This window comes from Nitrosopumilus sp. b2 (assembly GCF_014078535.1).
Lineage (GTDB): Archaea > Thermoproteota > Nitrososphaeria > Nitrososphaerales > Nitrosopumilaceae > Nitrosopumilus > Nitrosopumilus piranensis.
Window position 1 is genome coordinate 154,349 of the sequence record NZ_MU078703.1, and the last position, 18,291, is coordinate 172,639.

Here is an 18,291-nt window from a genome sequence, read left to right on the forward strand (position 1 = left end):
ACAAAATAATTATAGTTATTTTGATTTTGCAAACCCTAAGAGAGGTTCGCGAGCTTTTAGGTAAGGCACAGTCATCTCCAAATATGCCCAAATTGTAATCTATTGGTTATATTGTATGATATATTTTATCGATATTTACGCAGCATAGAGTCAAAAAGACTGCGAAAATATTTGATAGTCATGAATACCTGTAACATTTGCCGTAGGTTCCGAGTATATGGGGTGTCACATGGAATTTCTATTGATCAAGGTTTTGGAGACAGTAATACTGGTTGTTGTTCTTTGATTATGTAAATAATCTAATTTGTTCTATCTCATACATGATTCAACATGCTGGATTAGTATTCTTGCAATCTGTCTTGTTAGACGTTGGTCAAAAGAATGGAATACCAAATTTGTGTAAATTTTGGCATTTCATAGTATGTGAGATCATAAATTTGGGTTATTTTTTCTAATTTACATGGATTCAACATTAAAATATATGAACTTCATAAAAAGTATGAATTTATTATGTCTGAAAGAATACAATGTCCTTACTGCAAAAAATTTCTAGTTAAAGGTTTTCTTTCTAGACACATTCAAGCATTTCATAAATCAAATACAGATAATGTCTTCAGTAGTTTTTAGGATATGTTGTCCAATCCTTTTTCTAACACTTCATTCACAATTCTTGAAAAGCTAACTGATGATGAAGTTTCTTTCAGTTTTTTTGCCTGCAAATTCCTTAATTTTTTTGCAATATCACTATTTAACATGATTGTAATTCTTTCTGCCATAAATTTACTATTTCTAGATATAATTAAGATAATCCCACCAAAAATGGAAATTGATTCACTGATATTTTTGTAAGAACTGTGGAAAATTATCTCATCTTATCCGCATCTAGTTTACAATCAACTTTGTGGTGATTGTAGAAATGTTTCAATTTGATGATATTGAATAATTGATTAGATCATTTCTTGATCCATTTTTAGTAAAATTTTCATATTTTTTATTTGTTCTACTTGACTTGTGGGTGTAAACGTTAAATATTCGACCAAAAACTGTTTTTGCATGAGTAAACCATCTGATTTAGGTTCGTTAAAAATTGGTTCTTACATTCTATTACCTCACTCAGATCAACCAAGTGGTGAGCCATGTAGAATTGTTGAATATGATACATCTAAACCAGGAAAACATGGTGCAGCAAAAGCAAGAATTGTAGCTGAAGGAATTTTTGATGGTCAAAAAAGACCTCATGTGGGCCCTGTCAGTATGCAAATTCATGTGCCTATGATTAACAAAAAAGTAGGTCAGATCATCTCTATTAATGGTGACACAGTACAAGTTATGGACTCTGAAACTTTTGAAACAATTGACGTCAGTCTAATTGATGATGAAGTTAAAGGCAAATTAGAAAATGGACAAAATGTAGAGTACTGGGTTGTGATGGATAAAACTAAAATCATGCGCATTAAGACATAGTGCGGATGCTAATGATTATCGGAAAAGCCGTCTGATTTTGTGATGACGATTATGAGTATTGAAGCGTCCTTTGAATAAACTTAAACAATTATTGAATTAATTTTTTGTTAAATGAAACTTGCGTCTCTTTTTTCAGGTGGAAAAGATAGTACTTATGCCATATATCTGGCACAAAAACAAGGCCACGATGTAGAATGTCTTCTAAGTGTATTTACAAAATCTGAGGAAAGCCATTTACTTCATCATCCAAACATACAATGGACAAAATTACAATCTGAATCAATGAAAATCCCTCACATCACAATCAGTTCTGATTCTGATAAAACTGATGATGAATTATCTGCATTAGAAATTTTATTGAAGACTGCAAAGGATGAATATGGAGTAAAAGGAATAGTGCATGGTGGAATTAAAAGCAATTTCCAAAAAGAAAAATTTGAAAAGGTTTGTTCAAAATATAATTTGGTTATAGTTGCACCATTGTGGAATGCAGAACCCGAACAATACATGAATGATTTACTTGAAGCAAATTTTTCATTTATTATGATAACTGTTTCATCTGCTGGCTTGGATGATTCATGGTTGGGAAAATCAATTGGGATTAATGAAATACAAACTCTAAAAAAACTATCTAAAAAGTTTGGATTCAATTTAAATTTTGAAGGTGGCGAAGCTGAAACATTTGTAATTGGCTGTCCTTTATTTTCAAACTCGATCAAAATTAATCAATCAGAAAAAAAATGGGATGGCTATAGAGGAAGGTTTGAAATAGTGGATGCAGAATTGAATTACAATGCTTGATGGACTTAAGAGTAGTTTAGGCGATGCAATCAAAAAAATTGTCAAATCCTCAGGAATAGATGAAGAACTTATTAAGGAACTCTCAAAGGATGTTCAAAGGGCACTACTCCAATCTGATGTTAATGTGAGATTGGTTCTTGAAATAACAAAACACTTGGAGGAACGCGCTCTAAACGAAACCCCTCCACCCGGTCTTTCTAGAAAGGATCATATTGTAAAAATACTCTATGATGAACTCTCAAACCTACTTGGAAATGAATCAGAATTTGATTTCAAGCCTGGAAAACAAAATAAAATCATTCTTTTGGGAATTCAGGGAAGTGGTAAAACTACTGTTGCATCAAAACTTGCTAAATTCCTCACTAGACAAGGATACAAAGTTGGTGTTATTGGAGCAGATACCTACCGACCTGGCGCTTTGGTACAGCTCAAAACAATGTGTGAAAAATCCAATGTTGAGGTATTTGGTGAAGAAAATAACAAAGATTCCCCTAGTATTGTAAAAAATGGACTGAAACATTTTGAGGATCAACCCCTAGATGTTATCTTAATTGATACTGCAGGTCGTCATAAGGAAGAACAAGATCTGCTTGAAGAAATGGATAGAATTAACAAAGTTACTGATCCCGATTTAGCATTACTTGTAATTGATGGAACAATTGGGCAACAGTGTTTCAATCAAGCTGAAGCATTTCACAAAACAATCCCTGTGGGTGGTGTAATAATTACAAAATTAGATAGTTCTGCAAAGGGCGGTGGTGCATTAGCTGCATCTGCAGCTACTGGTGCACAGATAATGTACATTGGTACTGGTGAACGAATTGATGATTTAGAAAAGTTCTCTCCAACAAGATTTGTTGGCCGTCTGTTGGGGATGGGTGACATTCAAGCCGTTCTAGATCTGGCAAAACGTTTGGAAAATGAGGGTGATGATGTTAGAATGAAAAGAATTTCTAGTGGAAAGATGAACATGGATGATTTTTTTTATCAATTAGAGGAAGTAACTAAAGTTGGTTCACTTCAAGGGCTGCTAGAAAGTATGCCTGGTCTTTCTGGAATGGTAAAAGATGATCAAGTAAACCAAATGGAGGACAGAGTCTCAAAATGGAGATACATTATACAAAGTATGACCAAAGAAGAGAAAGCAGATCCTGACTTGTTAAACTCCTCTAGAATTAAGAGAATTGCTCGTGGTTCAGGCTGGCCAGAAGGTGAAGTTAAAGAACTGATTAAAAATTACAAAAATTCTAAGAATATGATGAAGGCCTCCAAAGGAAGGCAAATGCAAGGAACTCTTAGAAGAATGGGATTAGGTTAGCAGTACAAACAAATCTTTCTATAAAATGACTACCTATCAAAAAATTGTTCCTATCGCAAATAAAATATTAAAAAAATATGATCTATGTGAACATTGTCTTGGACGATTATTCTCAAAACAACTTCACCTTTCATCAAATAAACTTCTTGGGAAAAAACTAAAGAGAAATTCTAAATCAAATCAAAGATGCTACATTTGCAAAAATCTGTTTTATAATCTAAATTATTTCTTGAAAATGATGCATGATTCTGCATCCTTGTATTCTTTTTCGTCATTTAGCGTTGGGGCTATAATTAAACCCTCAATCGTAGATAGAGATGATATAATTCGTTCAAAATTTAAATTAAAAGGAATAGATGGGATAAAAACTGACATCACACAAGAACTAGTAAAACTGTTTTCTAAAAAAACAAAAAAGAGTTTTGATTATTTAGATCCTGAAATTGTTTTCACTGTAAATCTCAAGGAAGAGACTTGTGCTATTCGCTCAAAATCATTGACTCTTTCTGGTAGATATGTGAAATCTTTACGAGGCTTCCCACAAAAACAAAAATCTTGTTCAAATTGTTCTGGAAAGGGCTGCCGAATTTGTGATTTTCATGGAATTTCAGAATTTGATAGCGTTGAAGGTGAAATTTCTGAATTTCTTTTTAAAAAATTAGGAGGTACAACTGCTAAATTTACTTGGATTGGAGGTGAGGATAAATCTAGTTTAATTCTGGGCACAGGACGACCCTTTTTTGTCAAAATTCGAAACCCCCACAAACGTCATCTGAAGATATCTTCTGCTAATCTAAAGCATGTCAAAGTTAGTAATTTTAAGATCGTTCGAGAATCTCCAAAAACGCCCCTAAAGTTCAATTCTTTAGTTGAGGCAAAGATTTCTGCATCATCAAAAATTGATTCAAAACTATTACAAAAATTAAAAACTCTTACAGAAAACCCCGTAATTGTTTATGAAAAATCTGGAAAACGAACTGAAAAAAAAATTTTTTCAATAAAATACAAAAAACAAAACGATCATTTGTTTACGTTATTTTTCAAGTTTGAAGGAGGGCTACCAGTAAAACGTTTTGTTGCAGGAGATGATGTCTCTCCCGGAATATCTCAAATTCTTGACATTTCATGCAAATGTCTTGAATTTGATTTTTATGACGTTGAGGTAAAATGATAACAATTAACTAGCTCTGAATATTTCAAAATATCATGCCCCTAAGAAAAAAAGGTAAACACCAAAGACATGCTGATCAAAGAGCAGAGAGACGAAGAAAAAAGCACGCAAAAGCTGGAAAACCAAGTTCATAGCCAAATCAACCTTTTTACATTCAAAATTGTCGAGGGATGATATTGGATCCACTAGTTCGCTTCAAAGATGCACATTCTAAAGGAATTATTCCTGACAATGTGTATGATTTAACACTTAACCGTTTTCCAATTACTGTTGCAGGAATTAATCGAATTGAAAAAGCATCTGGAATACGTTATCCTATTGCATATGTAGAGCCCTCATTGGTACTATCTACGCCAAATCCTAATTCTTATGAATATGGAATTTTATTTGCAAGAACCATCCCTGTAGTTTTTGAGAATAAATTTCAGGTAGTGATTCAAATATCTGCACCTTTGGTTGCTTATGGTCTCAAAGGCACGATTCATGCAATTCTGGCACATGAGTTTTTGCATTTCCTAGAATTGATACGAAAAATCTCAAAGATGGAATTACTCTCCGATGAAATTTCTGGAAATTTGTTTGAAAATGTTTACAGTGATGAAACCCGATTGTTTGAACCAAGAGTTGTATTCAAAGATCGTACATTGTTAAATCATATTACAAAAAAATTCCCTGCTGGATTTCGTGATTATAAACTTGAAGATAAAATTACAAAATTTTGGATTAATAAAAATCTCCCGAAGATCAATGTTTCTTTGGATGAAAATACAATAAAATTACCTGCTGATGCACTTTCAAAAATTAAACTTGATCCTGCATTTGTTTCAAGGATTGAACAATTAGAAGAAAAGAGTTCTAAAATTCGTAAAAAGAAATTATATTAAAATTAAATTTTATTGATTAAATTCTGTTAGGCCACACTTTCCACAAGTATGTCTATCTTTGTGCTCTGACATGAAAACTCCTTTACCGCATCTTGAACAAATTTTTTTAATTCGTGAAATTTTGTCTCCATCTACTTTGTAGTATGCATAAACATTTGGGCTAGAACCCTTTTTGCCTGTCATTATTCAGATTTCTCCTCTTTTTTTGGTTCTTCAGCGGGTACATCTACTGCTTTTTCTTCTGCTGGAGAATCTTCAGATGATTTCTCTTCAGCAACTGCATCTTCAGATGGGGCTTCTTGTGTTGCAGCTTCTGCTTCAGCAAGTTTTGTTTTTGATTTTTCTAATCTTGAGAAAATTGTTGGGTTGACATGTCTCTTTGCCAATCCTTCATCTTCATAAACAAAGAAAGTTCCTGTCACTATTGGCTTTCCTACATGAGTTTGTAGTCTCATTGGAATTACCACTTTTCCATCAAGTTTGAATTCTTTAGTAACCATATCTACTGCCTCAAGTTTTTTGAGTTTTCCTGCCAATCCAGCAAAATTGCACGTAAGCTCTCTTCTGGATAGAAAGGTATTGTCTATGTCTGTAATGGTCTCAATGATGGACATGTATCCAAAATCCTTTAGATATTTCATATAAACCTTGATTGAAATAGATAAGAAATTTAAGAAAATCTTGTTGAAATCTAGTATGGAACGCTATATGCTACATTTGAAAAACACTCGTTATACCCCTGAGAATTCCCGTGAGGTTGTTTACAAAGCAAGAGATCTTGTATCTGACATGAATGCCTCAATCAGGGTCGCCAGAATTGCTAAGAAATTTGTAGAACTGGATGTATCTGTGAAACCTGACGATCTTGATCAACTAATTGAAAAGTTATCGCCTATAGGACCAATTGACAACATTCGTCATGTACTTGAAGAAGAAATTGATAAAGAAAAAGGAATTGCTGATGGAATATTTTATTTTAACAATGAACGATTTTGGGAAAGTCATGAAGCATTTGAAGGTGTTTGGAAAAAATGCTTTGGAAGAGAAAAAGAAATTGTTCAAGGAATTATCTTAATGGCTGTTGCTTTTGCTCATGCCCAAAAGAATGAATTGAGTATTGGAATTGGCATGCTTCGAAGAGTTCTAGAAAAACTAGGAACATCTCCATCTACATATCATTCAATTGATGTTGATAGAATTAGAACTAAAGCAGTTGAAATGCAGCAAGAAAATAAACTAACTACGTTTGAGATTTAATTAACTCTAAAGATTTTGTAACTACCTCTGCACCTTGTAGCAGCCCTATACTTCCTTTCTTTGCTTGTGCTTCCGTCATTCTAGTTGTTCCATCTTTTTTAATAAATTGGCCTGAAACCAAAACTGGAACTGGATCATCACTATGTCCTTTGTTAATACATGGAGTTGAATGATCTGCTGAAATCACTATTGCAACCTTATTTGTATCGATATTATCCACAAGTGTTTTGAAGAATCTTTGATCAATCTCTTCTATGTTTTTCATCTTTCCTATTGCATCTCCATCATGTCCAAACTCATCTGGCCCTTTAAGGTGAACGTAGATTGAATTTTGAGTCTCCATAGCTTTTGCAGCAACTTTTGCCTTCTCTTCATAATCTGTTAGTCCTCCTGCTTCAAAGGCTTTCATCTTTAGCACTTCTGAAATTCCTAACTCTACTGGCATGTCTACTATACATGAAAAATTCATACCATACTTTTCATTAATTGGAATTACATCTGGGTACTTGTTTCCTGCATCTCTGAGTAGAATACAACTGAGTCTCTTTTTCCCTTGTTCTTGACGTTTTTTATTTATCTGACTTTTTTTACAAATGCTAATTGTTTGGTCTGAAAATTCATTTACTGTATTTGCAGTAGATTTTGAATCTTCGGTGTCTTCTAATGGTAAACATTTTTCAATTTTCAAAAAATCACCAACCGCTTTTGCTACTCCCATACCTCCAATGTTGCTGTATGCCGGATCCGTGTTTGTAATCTTTGATGATAGTTTCTTAGATGTATTTCTAATCCTTACAGTTACTCTGTGACCAATTGTTGGTGCTACTACAACAGACGTATCCGGATTTGAAAACTTTATCTTTTCTTCAATCTCTTTTGCTATTCCATCTGCATCTTCTTTTTCAATATGTCTTCCTGCCCTTCTATCAATAATAACTTCCTGATCATCTAATGTTGAATAATTTCCTCTTAAGGCCAAGTCTCCATCTTTAAAATCAATCCCGATCCCAATTGCTTCAATTACTCCTCTACCTGCATAATCTTCGTGTTTGAATTTGTATCCAAGCATATTGAATACCGCAATATCTGATTCTGGAGCGATTCCTTTTCCAACTGAAATCACTTCACCGATTGCGCCATTGCTTGCAATTTTGTCTAAAATTGGTGTATTTGCAGCCTCCAATGGTGTTTTTCCATCTAAATCTGGATGTGGCAGGTCCCCTACACCATCTAAAAGAACGTAAATCATATGAATATCAGAATTCTCCATGATTTTCCCCTGATTAATTCAGACCTGATGCTCTCCTTTAAAGCTTGCAACAAATTTTGCGATCAAAACAATACTGAAATTTTGTATTTTCTTCTTTTTAATTTCTATTCAGAACTGTTTTTGATGAATTTCGTATTTTCTTATTTTTTTATAAAATTTATTTGAAAAATATTTTTTATTTCACATCTTCTTGGATCTTAGTAAACGTTTTAACAGACATTTACTGCAAATTACAATTATGGGGGATATGCGCAAAGATTATGTTTCTGAGCGTTTCATGATTGTTTCGAAAAAAGATGACAAAGTAAAAGATTCAAAAAAATCACCCTTTGCACCTGGAAATGAGTCTATGACCAACCCTTCAGTTCTGTCTCTTGTTGCAAAAGATGGGATGTTGCAAAGATTACAAGACAGTGATGATGAGTTTGTTGAAGGTTGGTCAATCAGAGTCTTTGAAAGTAAGGATCCTATTGTCTCTGTTGAAACTGAAAACTCCTACAGTGATAGGCCATTTTATAGTGAACCAGCATATGGATATCATTACATTGTTGTTGCCTCTCCAAATCAAAAAGATACTTTTGCAACAATTGATACTGAGCAATGGTCCAACATTCTAGTTGTTGTTCAAGATAGATTAAGATGGCTTTATACCCAAAAAGGTGTCACATACGTTTCAATTTATGCTGATCAAGGTGAATTATCTGGAAGCACCACCCCTCATCCACATCTTAACATACTGACCTTTTCTACAATTCCTCCAATTATTGAGGAAGAGGCAGAAGCCTCACACAAAATTCTAAATGAAAAAGGAGTGTGTCCTATGTGCCAAACCGTAAATGAGGAAATAAGTGGCCCTAGGCAGGTTCTTCAAACTGAAGGATTTATTGCATTTTGCCCTTGGTCTCCTTCATATCCATACGAATTTTGGATTGCTCCTAAAAAACACACTACTAGTTTCTCTAAAATCACCCAAAAAGAAATCAATGATTTGTCTCTGATCCTCCGGGCCACACTTGGTGGATTGTCTCAAACTATCAAAAATGTGTCCTATAATCTTGTATTCCATCTTTCTCCTGAGAAAAAAAACAGTAGACAGATTCATTGGCATATTGAAATTTATCCAATCACCAAATCCTGGTCTGGATTAGAACGGGGATATGGAATTTTCTTAAATGATATCTCTCCTGAGGAGGCTGCAGAAAAACTTGGTGCAGCATGCAGAAAAGAATTGGCAAACCTAGTTGGAATTGTATAACTTTTTGAATAGTTTATTATCTGACTAATATCTTTCATAAACCATGCAACTCGAATACTGGTTAGGGCTTGGTAGTATTGCTTTTTTTGTATTATTTGTTCTCGTAGTAAGTTCACTATATTTTTTCATGTTTGATGATCCAAATACTTCTGATCTTCCTATAAATCCAGATAACTTTGCAAATCCAAAACTCCTTCAGTTTATTTCAATTACCATTGCCCCTGGAGGAATTTTAGCTGCAGTTGCGTTCATTCTATCAAAATACTATGGCTCTAAAAAAATAGGTATGATGCTTTTAGTAGACGGAATTATTTTACTTGTTGGAATGGCATTTTGTCAAACTCTCGTAGAAAAAATTAATGATTCATACATGACAGATACTGTTTTACTTGTGCCTCCTCTGTTCATGGTATTGTCTGCACCTGTAATGTATTTTGGAATACGACTAATGAAAGTTAGAAAGGCTCGTCCAAAAAAAGAATACTTCTAAGTATGATCATATCTTAATTCATTTGCTACTTGTTTGAATCCCAGTTTTTCATAAAATGGTTTTACATCATCCGTACAATCTAAAATTGTCTTGTAACAGCCTTGATTTTTTGCAATTTCAAGAAGATATCTCATGATTTTCTCTCCTATTTTTTGTCCTTGAAAATTTTTATCCACTACCACATCCTCAATATGGCCTACTAGTCCGCCCTTGTAGATGAATTTTTGCTCAATCAAAAGTGTAGTTGAACCAACTATCTTTCCATCTATTTCTGCTATTGCTATGGTATAATCTGGATTTGAATCAATTTTTTTAAAAATCTCTTCTGCTTTATTTTTGTCAATGTCACTTGCTTTTCTTAATGAATCAAGCGTAGTGAGAAATCCCTTATTCAAATCATCTTTTTTTAATTTTCTAATTATTGGTGTACTCATTTCTATCCTTTCTTTCTGAATTTTTTAGCATATTCTTTATTTGCTTGTTCATATGATTCTTTATTTCCAATATCAGTAAAACCTTTTTTTGTAATGAAACTATTGACAATCTTTTTTCTATTCATCGCTTTTTTAATGACGTCATCCATACCATATGGCTTGTTTTTTGGAATGTACTTCAAAATTCCTGGTTCCATTACATAACATCCCATGTTGATGTTTGCCTTAATCTCTGGTTTTTCTATCCAACTTGTCACTTTACCTGTTTTTGAAGTATTAATCACTCCATATTCCAAGTTAGTTTTGTATTCATATAGACTCATTGTTGCAAATGCTTTCTTTGCTTTGTGTTGTTTGATCATATTTCTAAGACTAAAATCAAAAATTGAATCCCCGTACACACAAACAAAAGTATCGTCAATGAATTCTTCTGCAGTTTTAAGTTGACCTGCAGTAGCTAATGGCTTATTTGAAACAGCATATTCTATCTTAACTCCAAATTTTTTACCGTCTTCAAAATAACCTTCGATTGTTTTTCGAAGATAACTTACACACAACACAATTGATTTTACACCATTTTTTTTATTCCAATCTATGAGGTGCTCCAAAATTGGTTTTTTACCTAATAGTAACATTGGTTTTGGAGTTTTGAGTGTTAGTGGGCGTAATCTCATACCTAACCCTCCTGCTAAAATTACTGCCTTCACAAATATTATTTCATGTGTGACTATTTATGTTCAAGGATGAATTGATGTTGAAATTTCATCTTGTTATTTTTGAGATTTTTTTCAAAATATTTTTTGGAGTATTTCCAAAAACAATTATCATTGGTTCTTTTCCAAAATCCCCTTTATGATAAATTATGTCTGGACAACTTTTTGAATTTTTAATTGCAGAATTTATCCCCCACTTGATTGTTGAACCTTTATTTTTAACATCTTGGGGTTCCTTATTTCTATCATAATTACTAACAACTAATTTAGATTTTTTAATTTTTGATATGGCTTCATTTTGGTATTTTAAATTAATTGCAGAGCAAATCTGGGGGTATTTTTTATTCATTGCCAAGAGTGCAGTTGCTACATGTTTTGAACCTCCGTATTCTAAATTCCCTGCAACAATAACATTTTTTCCTGCCCTTACAATTCTACCTGAAATTCCTAAAACATCTTTTGTAGATTTTGGTTTTTGTTTTGAGAATACAAAATTTGTTTGACACTCTGGAATGTTCTTGTAAATTCCGTTAATTTTTGTAAACTTTGTTATTGCAGATGATAGTTCTTCTTCGATACTTTTTTTATTTTCTATGTTTGTAATTGGTATTCCTCTCCCGAACTTTTTTGCATTTTTTATTGAATTATGTGTAAATTTTTTTGCAAAATATAGTGATTCTTTGATATTTTTTTTGTTTACAAGTGAATATACTATAGCTGCAGAATAGGTACATCCACTACCATGATTAATTTTTGAAATTTTTTCATCTGAAATCATATACATTGAATTCTTTTCTAGAACAAAGTCTGATACTTTGTTGTTGTTTTCTTCAATTCCTGTAATTACAACATTTTTTGCACCCATTTTTTGAAGGGTTTTAGCAACTGTTTCAGGAGTATTTTTTGATGAAATTTTTATTTTTGAAAGAATCTCTGCTTCAAATTTGTTTGGTGTAAGAACTGTGGCAAGTGGGATGATGTATTTTTGAAAGTCTTTTACTGATTTGAATTCTAATAGTTTTCCTCCTGTAGTTGATTTTATTACTGGATCAACTACAATAGGAATTTTTAATTTTTTTAATTGTTGATAAATCACTTTCATTAATTTTGCATTATACACCATTCCAATTTTGATCCCATCAATTTTAAAATCTGAAAACAATGATTCCAACTGTTTTTTTAATATTTTTGGTGATACTGGTTCAACTATTCCAAAACTAGAAGTATTTTGACTTGTAATTGCTGTTATTGCTGTCAATGTATGAACATTCAATTTTGAAAACATTGTAATGTCACTTTGAATTCCTGCACCTGATGACGGATCAGATCCACCAATAGAAAGTATGTTCACACTATTTTCTTATTGTGAGTACTAATCTATTTTTCCTTTTAATCAAACTTCTAAATTTTTGATATTTATTTTATAGTCTGAAGTTTATTTTATGTTAATGACTGAAATTCCAATTATTAATGATTCTCCTCCAGAAGAATTACGTTGCACAACTTGTTTGTTGCCAATGCAATATCAAATAAAAAAAGATGGAAAATTTCTTTGGCAATGTTTCAAATGTGGAAAGCAATATCTTGTATCACAAAATAATGACGATTCTCTTGAGGAAAGTTGGAGTCCGCCTAGGTAAATTATGCCTGAAAAAGATTATGTGAATTTAGAAAACAAAAAACTGCGTGAATATATTGAATTGATTAAAGCTGAGCTAGAATTATCTCAAAGGGTTGCTGAAATAAAACAAAATTTTGTAAATTCTTAAAATCTTGAGCGTATAATTATGCCTATTTTGGATAGAATTTCTAAAATACAATTTGAAAAGCAGTCTCTTGAAAAAGAACTGAATCTGAACTAATTTTATGATGATGATTGAGTGACACAATCAAAAGAACAAAACTCATCTTTCATACTGTAAAATTCCCTTCCACAATGTCTGCATTCTCTAATAGTTCTCATGGGATCCATTATCACATAATTGCATTTAAGAACGATCTATTTTCTTAATATAGTGTTCAGAAAATATCCAGCGATCAACAAATTTCTGTAACTTTATGATTGTTTAAATCAGGCAAAAGCCTAGATTACTATATGGCAACTCAAATGACTGCTGCACGACGTGGCGTTGCAACTGATGAAATGAAACAAGTTGCAAAAGATGAAGATGTTTCACTTGAATGGCTAATTTCAAAAATTGCAAAGGGCTCTATAATTATTCCAAGTAACAATTGCAGACCACAAAAAATTCACAATGTTGGAATTGGTAAGGGCCTTAAAACTAAAGTTAATGTAAACATTGGAACATCAACATTAAATGTAAATCTTGAAGAAGAGATTGAAAAAGCAAAGGTTGCCGTAAAGTATCATGCTGACACTATGATGGATCTTAGTGATGGTGGTGATGTTAAGCAAATAAGAAAGACTTTGCTAGAAACTGCTCCGATAACTTTTGGAACTGTTCCAATCTATGAGGCATACAATTATGGTGTTGAGGTTCACAAAAATCCTCTGAATCTTACTGAAGATGATTATCTAAATGCATTTGAAAATAATGCAAAAGACGGTGTTGATTATACTACTATACACTGTGGAATTACAAAAGATATTGCTAAAAGGATTCTCAAGGTTCAGAGACATGGTGGTGTAGTTAGTAAGGGGGGTACGATTACTGCGGCATGGATGTTAAAACATGACAAAGAAAATCCCTACTTGACTCATTATGATTACCTTGTTGAAATGGCAAAGAAATATGATGTAACTTTTAGCCTTGGTGATGCCCTGAGACCCGGCTCAATTTTGGATTCGCATGATGAATTACAAGTTCAAGAAATGATCAATATCTCACAATTAACTAAACGTGCACATGAACAAGATGTGCAAGTAATGGTTGAAGGACCAGGGCATGTTCCATTAAATGAAGTTGCAGCAAATGTTAGACTTGCAAAATCTCTAATCGGTGATGTTCCATATTATGTTCTAGGTCCGTTAGTGACTGATGTTGCATCTGGACATGATCATATAGCAAGTGCAATTGGTGCAGCCGTATCTGCAAGTGAGGGTGTTGATCTTTTGTGTTATCTTACCCCTTCAGAACATCTTGCATTACCTAATGCCGATGAAGTAAAGGCTGGATTAATTGCATATAGAATAGCTGCGCATGCAGGTGATCTTGTAAAAATTCGTGATAAAGCTATCAAATGGGATATGGAAATGACTGAGGCCCGTCGTACTTTGGATTGGGAAAAACAACTTGCATTATCAATTGATCCTGAAGAAGCAGCAAAAATTCATAGTAGAACTGGCCAGCATCCTGGCAATAATGTTCCTTGTACTATGTGTGGTGGTGCATGTGTCTATATGATGCTGCCACAACAAAAAAAGTATGAAAAAGAAAATGAAAATTTACAACAAATTGAATAATACTTTTTGAAGGCTAGGAACTGTTTCAAACTTTTCTAATTCATCTACTTTAATCCATCTAAAATCAGAATTTTCCCAATTGAGTTTGATAGTTGGATTTTTTGCTTCAAATAAAAATGGAAAAATCTCCCATTCGTGATTTTGGTATTGGGGTGAATTTACTCTTATTTCTTCTGCAGCTTTGATCAAAGTTATTTTATCTTCTGTAATTCCAACTTCCTCAAAAATTTCAATTTTTGCTCTTTTCAATGGCTCTTCATTTTTCTCTATGATTCCACTAATGCCTGCCCACAAACCTTTCATAGTTTTGACTTCTTCACTTCTCTTTAGAATCAGTAATTTTTCATTACTTTTGATAAAAGATGTAACTATCTTTGTTGAACGCATATCCGTTATTTTTCAACGGCTTTGACCATCTTTGTAAGTTTCTTGTATGACTCATTGATGTCTGTATGCTTGGCTAGTCTTTCCTGACAATCTTTGATGTAGTTTACTACTTCTTCTGTCTTTGATTCTTGAACTGCAGTAAGCAGTCTGCCAATATCTTTCCAAAGTTCTTCTGCAACTCTACGAATTTCTGGATTAGCAATGATGGTCTCAATTAATTCTGGTGACTCTGTCATAATACTTTCTGCCAAAGTTTTTTGAACTCTGAAAGTTGTACCTGACATTTTTTCTGTAAGTAACATTTTTTCGTCCTTTGAAACAATGTTTGCAAAAACTAAATTCATCAAATGTGTTAATCCCAAAATAACTGCAATTTTTTTGTCATGTTCTACTGCATCAATTGTAACAAAATTCGCTCCTTCAAATAATGATTTTGTTACAGTAAGCTCTTTTTTTGCATCTTTAATTGGAACTGAAATTATATTTTGGCCTTTAATTGTTTTTACACCTGGGCCAAACATTGGATGAATACAAATTGGATTAATTTTTGCCGGCATTTTTGATAATGATGATACAACTTTAGATTTTTCAGATGAAATTTCAATTAGATATGTTCCTCTTTTCATTTCTTTTGCAATCAACCTGATGATTTCAGGAGTTCTTCTTGTTGGGGTGCATAGCACTACATAATCTGCCTTCAGAATTCCACCTACTAATGAATCTGATTGTATGATGTTTTTACCTGGAATCTTATTTTCTGAATCAAATCCTGTAACTTCAAATCCTTTATCTGCAAAATATTTTGCAAACCATTGACCCATTTGGCCTCCTGCTCCAATAACTGTAACTTTCTTCATTGATATTCACTCATGGTCTCCTTTAGTATATTCATTCCCTCAATTAGTGTCTTCTCGTCTTGACATGCAGAAATTCTTATGAAATTTTTGTAATCTCCAAATCCTTCTCCAGGAGCTATTGCTAAACCCTTTTCAAGAGTTTTATTTGCAAATTGCACTCCATCAAAACCATCTTTGTTAATTCTAGCAAAAACATACATCGCTCCATCTGGAACAATGATATCTAAATTCAATTCATCTGCTTTTTGGATCAATAGATCTAATCTATTTTGAACTGTTTTATTATTGTTGGATGTATCTGATTCTAATGCCTTCATAGCAATGTATTGGATGGGTTCTGATACATTTGTTAGACACAAAGCTTGAAGCTTTGACATTTTTTCAATGATTTTGTGGTCTGCAATTGCATATCCAATTCTAAATCCAGTCATTGCGTGAGATTTTGAAAACGATTGTGTTACAATACCTTTTTCATAATTATAACTCAAAATACTTTTCCAGCTTTCCTTTACATATTCTGAATAAATTTCATCACTTAGAACATAGAGATTATTCTTTTTAGCAATCTCAATAATCTCATCTTGTAGTTTTTCTGGAAGAATTTTTCCTGTTGGATTATTAGGATAATTCAAGACAATCATTTTTGTATTTGGATTTATTGTTTTTTGGATTTGTTCTATTGAAGGCTCCCATTTACTTTCTAATGTTGTATTAATTGTTCTAACCTTAATTCCTGAATTTAGTGCACAATCTTTGTATGCAGGCCATGCAGGCTCAATTACAATTATTTCGTCACCTGGATTTAGAAGTGTAGTAATCGCTGTAAATATTGAAAATCTTGCACCTGGGCTTACTATGATATTTTCTTGTGTGATGCTTGTTTTGAATTTTTTATTGACATATTTGGCTAGTGTCTCTCTGAAGATTGGCATTCCCCTTACTTGCCCATATTTCAAAAATCCTTTATCATACACTTCTTCTAATGCATCTTTGACAATTGTTGGGGGTAAAAAGTCTGGTTCTCCTACCTCCATATGGATAATTTTTTTACCCTGCTGTTCCAGTTCTTTTGCTTTAAGAAATATTGAAAGATGTGTCTGTTTGTTTGTTGATTGTACTTTGATTGATTCGTTTAGTAGAAAATTCAAAAACTTTGTAGCAATTTTTTCATCTAATCCAATTTCCTGACATACTGAAATTACTTTTGTACGAAGATTTTCTTCGCGTGTTTCATCTGTTACTACTTTACCTATGTTTTTCTTTACTTCTCCTATCTTTTTTGCAATATCTGTTCTAGTTTTTAGTAACTTTATCATTTCAAGAGTTACTTCCTCCATCTTGTCTCGTAGGTCGTTGATATCTGACATTTTCTTACAAAACAGGCTTAATTTGCCCTGAAATTAGAGCATGATCTGCAATTGTTAGTGCTACAAGGGAGTCAACTACAGGTGGTGCCCTTGGAACAACACATGGGTCATGTCTTCCTTTTACTTGAAGCGTAGTTTCTTTTTTGGTTTTAATGTCTATGGTACTTTGTTTTTGTGAAATAGATGATGCAGGTTTGAATGCGATTCTCATAGTAATAGGCATGCCGTTTGAAATTCCTCCTAGAATTCCTCCAGAATTATTTGTTTTTGTAATGATTTTGCCTCTCTTTACTGTATACAAGTCGTTATTTTCTGAACCATAAAGCTCTGATCCTCTAAACCCTGAACCAAACTCTACACCTTTTACAGATGGAATGGAAAATATTGCTTTACTCAAATCTGATTCTAATGAACTGAAAATTGGTTCCCCTAAACCTACTGGAACATTTGTTGTTACTGATTCAATAATTCCTCCTAACGAGTCTCCTTTCTTTCGTGCATCCAAAATACTTGTTCTCATCATTTTTGCTGTTTTAGTTTCAGGACATCTAACTTCATTTTTATAAATTGAATTAATCATTTTTTCATTGAATTGTCTTTCCATCTTTATTTTTCCAATTTGTGATGTAAACGAATTTGTTTCAATTCCCAATGTTACTTTTAGAAGTTTTCTTGCAATGGCTCCTCCCATCACATGTGTTGCAGTTAATCTTCCAGAAAATCGTCCTCCTCCTCTATAATCATTTTTTTGATTATATTTTACCATGGCCGTATAATCTGAATGTCCGGGCCTAAGTTTTGTTTTCAAATTTTCATAATCTTTTGATTTTTGATCACTGTTCCAAATTACCATTGTTATTGGAGCACCGGTTGTATGTCCCCTAAACACTCCTGAGATAATTTCTACAACATCGCCTTCTTTTCTTTGTGTTGAAATTAGATTCTGACCTGGTTTTCTTTGATCTAACATTTTTTGAATGTCTTTTTCATCAATTTCTAATCCTGCAGGACAACCATCTAAAACTGCGCCAATGGATTTCCCATGACTTTCACCAAAACTTGTCAACACAAGACGCTGACCAATAGAACTTCCCGGCAACATACTATCAAAGCTAAATGATGCTTATAATTCCTCATTCTGAATTTTCAAAAATTTTTAAGTAGTTTTGGATTATTTTTAAGATGAAATTTAGGTGTGA

The 18,291-nt window shown here is 33.0% G+C and carries 22 protein-coding genes; 11 read left to right on the forward strand and 11 right to left on the reverse strand.

Going from position 1 to position 18,291, the window contains the following annotated elements; translation table 11 throughout:
* Positions 1 to 623: 623 nt before the first annotated feature.
* A complete protein-coding gene (locus C6989_RS06505; RefSeq protein ID WP_182126705.1) occupies positions 624 to 776 on the reverse strand; it encodes a hypothetical protein in 153 nt (50 codons plus the stop codon).
* Between the two features lie 277 nt (positions 777 to 1,053).
* On the opposite strand from C6989_RS06505, the gene C6989_RS06510 reads away from it, so the two are divergent.
* The 5 genes from C6989_RS06510 (at position 1,054) to C6989_RS06530 (ending at position 5,638) form a co-directional block, all read left to right on the forward strand.
* Positions 1,054 to 1,464, forward strand: coding sequence for a translation initiation factor IF-5A (locus C6989_RS06510; RefSeq protein ID WP_148703709.1), 411 nt, complete (start codon positions 1,054 to 1,056; stop codon positions 1,462 to 1,464).
* Positions 1,465 to 1,575: 111 nt separating this feature from the next.
* Positions 1,576 to 2,265 carry a diphthine--ammonia ligase gene (locus C6989_RS06515; protein ID WP_182126706.1) on the forward strand — a complete coding sequence of 230 codons (690 nt, stop codon included), beginning with the start codon at positions 1,576 to 1,578 and terminating at the stop codon, positions 2,263 to 2,265.
* Entirely contained in the window at positions 2,258 to 3,583 is a 1,326-nt protein-coding gene (locus C6989_RS06520; protein ID WP_148703707.1) for a signal recognition particle receptor subunit alpha, read from the forward strand. The genes C6989_RS06515 and C6989_RS06520 overlap by 8 nt, the downstream gene beginning before the upstream one ends.
* 25 nt (positions 3,584 to 3,608) lie before the next feature.
* Positions 3,609 to 4,754, forward strand: coding sequence for a tRNA pseudouridine(54/55) synthase Pus10 (locus tag C6989_RS06525; RefSeq protein WP_182126707.1), 1,146 nt, complete (start codon positions 3,609 to 3,611; stop codon positions 4,752 to 4,754).
* A 170-nt stretch (positions 4,755 to 4,924) separates the two neighbouring features.
* Positions 4,925 to 5,638 carry a hypothetical protein gene (locus C6989_RS06530; RefSeq protein ID WP_182126708.1) on the forward strand — a complete coding sequence of 238 codons (714 nt, stop codon included), beginning with the start codon at positions 4,925 to 4,927 and terminating at the stop codon, positions 5,636 to 5,638.
* Between the two features lie 9 nt (positions 5,639 to 5,647).
* Here C6989_RS06530 and C6989_RS06535 read toward each other — a convergent pair whose 3' ends face one another.
* Positions 5,648 to 5,821 carry a 30S ribosomal protein S27ae gene (locus tag C6989_RS06535; RefSeq protein ID WP_148703705.1) on the reverse strand — a complete coding sequence of 58 codons (174 nt, stop codon included), beginning with the start codon at positions 5,819 to 5,821 and terminating at the stop codon, positions 5,648 to 5,650.
* Positions 5,821 to 6,252: an eS24 family ribosomal protein gene (locus C6989_RS06540; protein ID WP_182126709.1), complete on the reverse strand. Its 432-nt coding sequence runs from the start codon at positions 6,250 to 6,252 to the stop codon at positions 5,821 to 5,823. The genes C6989_RS06535 and C6989_RS06540 overlap by 1 nt, the downstream gene beginning before the upstream one ends.
* Positions 6,253 to 6,334: 82 nt before the next feature.
* Between C6989_RS06540 and C6989_RS06545 the strand changes: the two genes are divergently transcribed.
* Positions 6,335 to 6,895, forward strand: a complete 561-nt coding sequence (locus tag C6989_RS06545; protein ID WP_182126710.1) for a DUF309 domain-containing protein — start codon at positions 6,335 to 6,337, stop codon at positions 6,893 to 6,895.
* Here C6989_RS06545 and C6989_RS06550 read toward each other — a convergent pair.
* A complete protein-coding gene (locus C6989_RS06550; RefSeq protein WP_182126711.1) occupies positions 6,879 to 8,165 on the reverse strand; it encodes a BPG-independent phosphoglycerate mutase family protein in 1,287 nt (428 codons plus the stop codon). The genes C6989_RS06545 and C6989_RS06550 overlap by 17 nt on opposite strands.
* A gap of 238 nt (positions 8,166 to 8,403) precedes the next feature.
* Between C6989_RS06550 and C6989_RS06555 the strand changes: the two genes are divergently transcribed.
* Both C6989_RS06555 and C6989_RS06560 read left to right on the forward strand, forming a co-directional pair.
* Positions 8,404 to 9,420: a galactose-1-phosphate uridylyltransferase gene (locus C6989_RS06555; protein WP_148703702.1), complete on the forward strand. Its 1,017-nt coding sequence runs from the start codon at positions 8,404 to 8,406 to the stop codon at positions 9,418 to 9,420.
* Between the two features lie 43 nt (positions 9,421 to 9,463).
* Positions 9,464 to 9,910 (forward strand): hypothetical protein, encoded by a 447-nt coding sequence (locus C6989_RS06560; protein WP_148703701.1) that lies wholly within the window; start codon positions 9,464 to 9,466, stop codon positions 9,908 to 9,910.
* Here C6989_RS06560 and C6989_RS06565 read toward each other — a convergent pair.
* From C6989_RS06565 to thiD, 3 genes are read right to left on the reverse strand one after another with little or no spacing between them, the layout of a single operon-like run.
* The gene (locus C6989_RS06565; protein ID WP_182126712.1) at positions 9,907 to 10,344 is read right to left on the reverse strand and encodes a GNAT family N-acetyltransferase; all 438 of its coding nucleotides are present in this window, start codon (positions 10,342 to 10,344) and stop codon (positions 9,907 to 9,909) included. The two genes, C6989_RS06560 and C6989_RS06565, sit on opposite strands and share 4 nt — an antisense overlap.
* Before the next feature lie 2 nt (positions 10,345 to 10,346).
* On the reverse strand, positions 10,347 to 11,051 hold the full coding sequence (locus tag C6989_RS06570; protein ID WP_182126713.1) for a nucleotidyltransferase family protein: 705 nt from the start codon (positions 11,049 to 11,051) through the stop codon (positions 10,347 to 10,349).
* A gap of 55 nt (positions 11,052 to 11,106) precedes the next feature.
* Positions 11,107 to 12,408 carry a bifunctional hydroxymethylpyrimidine kinase/phosphomethylpyrimidine kinase gene (gene thiD, locus C6989_RS06575; RefSeq protein ID WP_182126714.1) on the reverse strand — a complete coding sequence of 434 codons (1,302 nt, stop codon included), beginning with the start codon at positions 12,406 to 12,408 and terminating at the stop codon, positions 11,107 to 11,109.
* A 97-nt stretch (positions 12,409 to 12,505) separates the two neighbouring features.
* Here thiD and C6989_RS06580 point away from each other — a divergent pair, with 97 nt between their 5' ends.
* The 3 genes from C6989_RS06580 to thiC all read left to right on the forward strand — a co-directional run bounded on the left by C6989_RS06580 (position 12,506) and on the right by thiC (position 14,481).
* Positions 12,506 to 12,697 (forward strand): hypothetical protein, encoded by a 192-nt coding sequence (locus C6989_RS06580; protein WP_148703697.1) that lies wholly within the window; start codon positions 12,506 to 12,508, stop codon positions 12,695 to 12,697.
* A 3-nt stretch (positions 12,698 to 12,700) separates the two neighbouring features.
* Positions 12,701 to 12,826: a hypothetical protein gene (locus tag C6989_RS10240; RefSeq protein WP_255464661.1), complete on the forward strand. Its 126-nt coding sequence runs from the start codon at positions 12,701 to 12,703 to the stop codon at positions 12,824 to 12,826.
* Positions 12,827 to 13,152: 326 nt separating this feature from the next.
* Entirely contained in the window at positions 13,153 to 14,481 is a 1,329-nt protein-coding gene (gene thiC / locus C6989_RS06590; protein WP_182126715.1) for a phosphomethylpyrimidine synthase ThiC, read from the forward strand.
* Here the strand turns inward: thiC and C6989_RS06595 are convergent.
* From C6989_RS06595 to aroC, 4 genes are read right to left on the reverse strand one after another with little or no spacing between them, the layout of a single operon-like run.
* Entirely contained in the window at positions 14,464 to 14,868 is a 405-nt protein-coding gene (locus C6989_RS06595; RefSeq protein WP_148703695.1) for an NUDIX domain-containing protein, read from the reverse strand. The two genes, thiC and C6989_RS06595, sit on opposite strands and share 18 nt — an antisense overlap.
* A gap of 5 nt (positions 14,869 to 14,873) precedes the next feature.
* Complete coding sequence (locus C6989_RS06600) at positions 14,874 to 15,725, reverse strand: prephenate dehydrogenase/arogenate dehydrogenase family protein (RefSeq protein ID WP_148703694.1); 852 nt, start codon at positions 15,723 to 15,725, stop codon at positions 14,874 to 14,876.
* The gene (locus C6989_RS06605) at positions 15,722 to 17,092 is read right to left on the reverse strand and encodes an aminotransferase class I/II-fold pyridoxal phosphate-dependent enzyme (protein WP_182126716.1); all 1,371 of its coding nucleotides are present in this window, start codon (positions 17,090 to 17,092) and stop codon (positions 15,722 to 15,724) included. Before C6989_RS06605 ends, C6989_RS06600 begins: the two co-directional genes overlap by 4 nt.
* A 4-nt stretch (positions 17,093 to 17,096) precedes the next feature.
* Entirely contained in the window at positions 17,097 to 18,194 is a 1,098-nt protein-coding gene (aroC, locus tag C6989_RS06610; protein ID WP_182126717.1) for a chorismate synthase, read from the reverse strand.
* Positions 18,195 to 18,291: the final 97 nt, after the last annotated feature.

Coding starts and splice junctions, on each gene's coding strand:
- C6989_RS06505 (WP_182126705.1), bottom strand. CDS start 776: ATGGCAGAAAGAATTACAATCATGTTAAATAGTGATATTGCAAAAAAA.
- C6989_RS06510 (WP_148703709.1), top strand. CDS start 1,054: ATGAGTAAACCATCTGATTTAGGTTCGTTAAAAATTGGTTCTTACATT.
- C6989_RS06515 (WP_182126706.1), top strand. CDS start 1,576: ATGAAACTTGCGTCTCTTTTTTCAGGTGGAAAAGATAGTACTTATGCC.
- C6989_RS06520 (WP_148703707.1), top strand. CDS start 2,258: ATGCTTGATGGACTTAAGAGTAGTTTAGGCGATGCAATCAAAAAAATT.
- C6989_RS06525 (WP_182126707.1), top strand. CDS start 3,609: ATGACTACCTATCAAAAAATTGTTCCTATCGCAAATAAAATATTAAAA.
- C6989_RS06530 (WP_182126708.1), top strand. CDS start 4,925: ATGATATTGGATCCACTAGTTCGCTTCAAAGATGCACATTCTAAAGGA.
- C6989_RS06535 (WP_148703705.1), bottom strand. CDS start 5,821: ATGACAGGCAAAAAGGGTTCTAGCCCAAATGTTTATGCATACTACAAA.
- C6989_RS06540 (WP_182126709.1), bottom strand. CDS start 6,252: ATGTCCATCATTGAGACCATTACAGACATAGACAATACCTTTCTATCC.
- C6989_RS06545 (WP_182126710.1), top strand. CDS start 6,335: ATGGAACGCTATATGCTACATTTGAAAAACACTCGTTATACCCCTGAG.
- C6989_RS06550 (WP_182126711.1), bottom strand. CDS start 8,165: ATGGAGAATTCTGATATTCATATGATTTACGTTCTTTTAGATGGTGTA.
- C6989_RS06555 (WP_148703702.1), top strand. CDS start 8,404: ATGGGGGATATGCGCAAAGATTATGTTTCTGAGCGTTTCATGATTGTT.
- C6989_RS06560 (WP_148703701.1), top strand. CDS start 9,464: ATGCAACTCGAATACTGGTTAGGGCTTGGTAGTATTGCTTTTTTTGTA.
- C6989_RS06565 (WP_182126712.1), bottom strand. CDS start 10,344: ATGAGTACACCAATAATTAGAAAATTAAAAAAAGATGATTTGAATAAG.
- C6989_RS06580 (WP_148703697.1), top strand. CDS start 12,506: ATGACTGAAATTCCAATTATTAATGATTCTCCTCCAGAAGAATTACGT.
- C6989_RS10240 (WP_255464661.1), top strand. CDS start 12,701: ATGCCTGAAAAAGATTATGTGAATTTAGAAAACAAAAAACTGCGTGAA.
- thiC (WP_182126715.1), top strand. CDS start 13,153: ATGGCAACTCAAATGACTGCTGCACGACGTGGCGTTGCAACTGATGAA.
- C6989_RS06595 (WP_148703695.1), bottom strand. CDS start 14,868: ATGCGTTCAACAAAGATAGTTACATCTTTTATCAAAAGTAATGAAAAA.
- C6989_RS06600 (WP_148703694.1), bottom strand. CDS start 15,725: ATGAAGAAAGTTACAGTTATTGGAGCAGGAGGCCAAATGGGTCAATGG.
- C6989_RS06605 (WP_182126716.1), bottom strand. CDS start 17,092: ATGTCAGATATCAACGACCTACGAGACAAGATGGAGGAAGTAACTCTT.
- aroC (WP_182126717.1), bottom strand. CDS start 18,194: ATGTTGCCGGGAAGTTCTATTGGTCAGCGTCTTGTGTTGACAAGTTTT.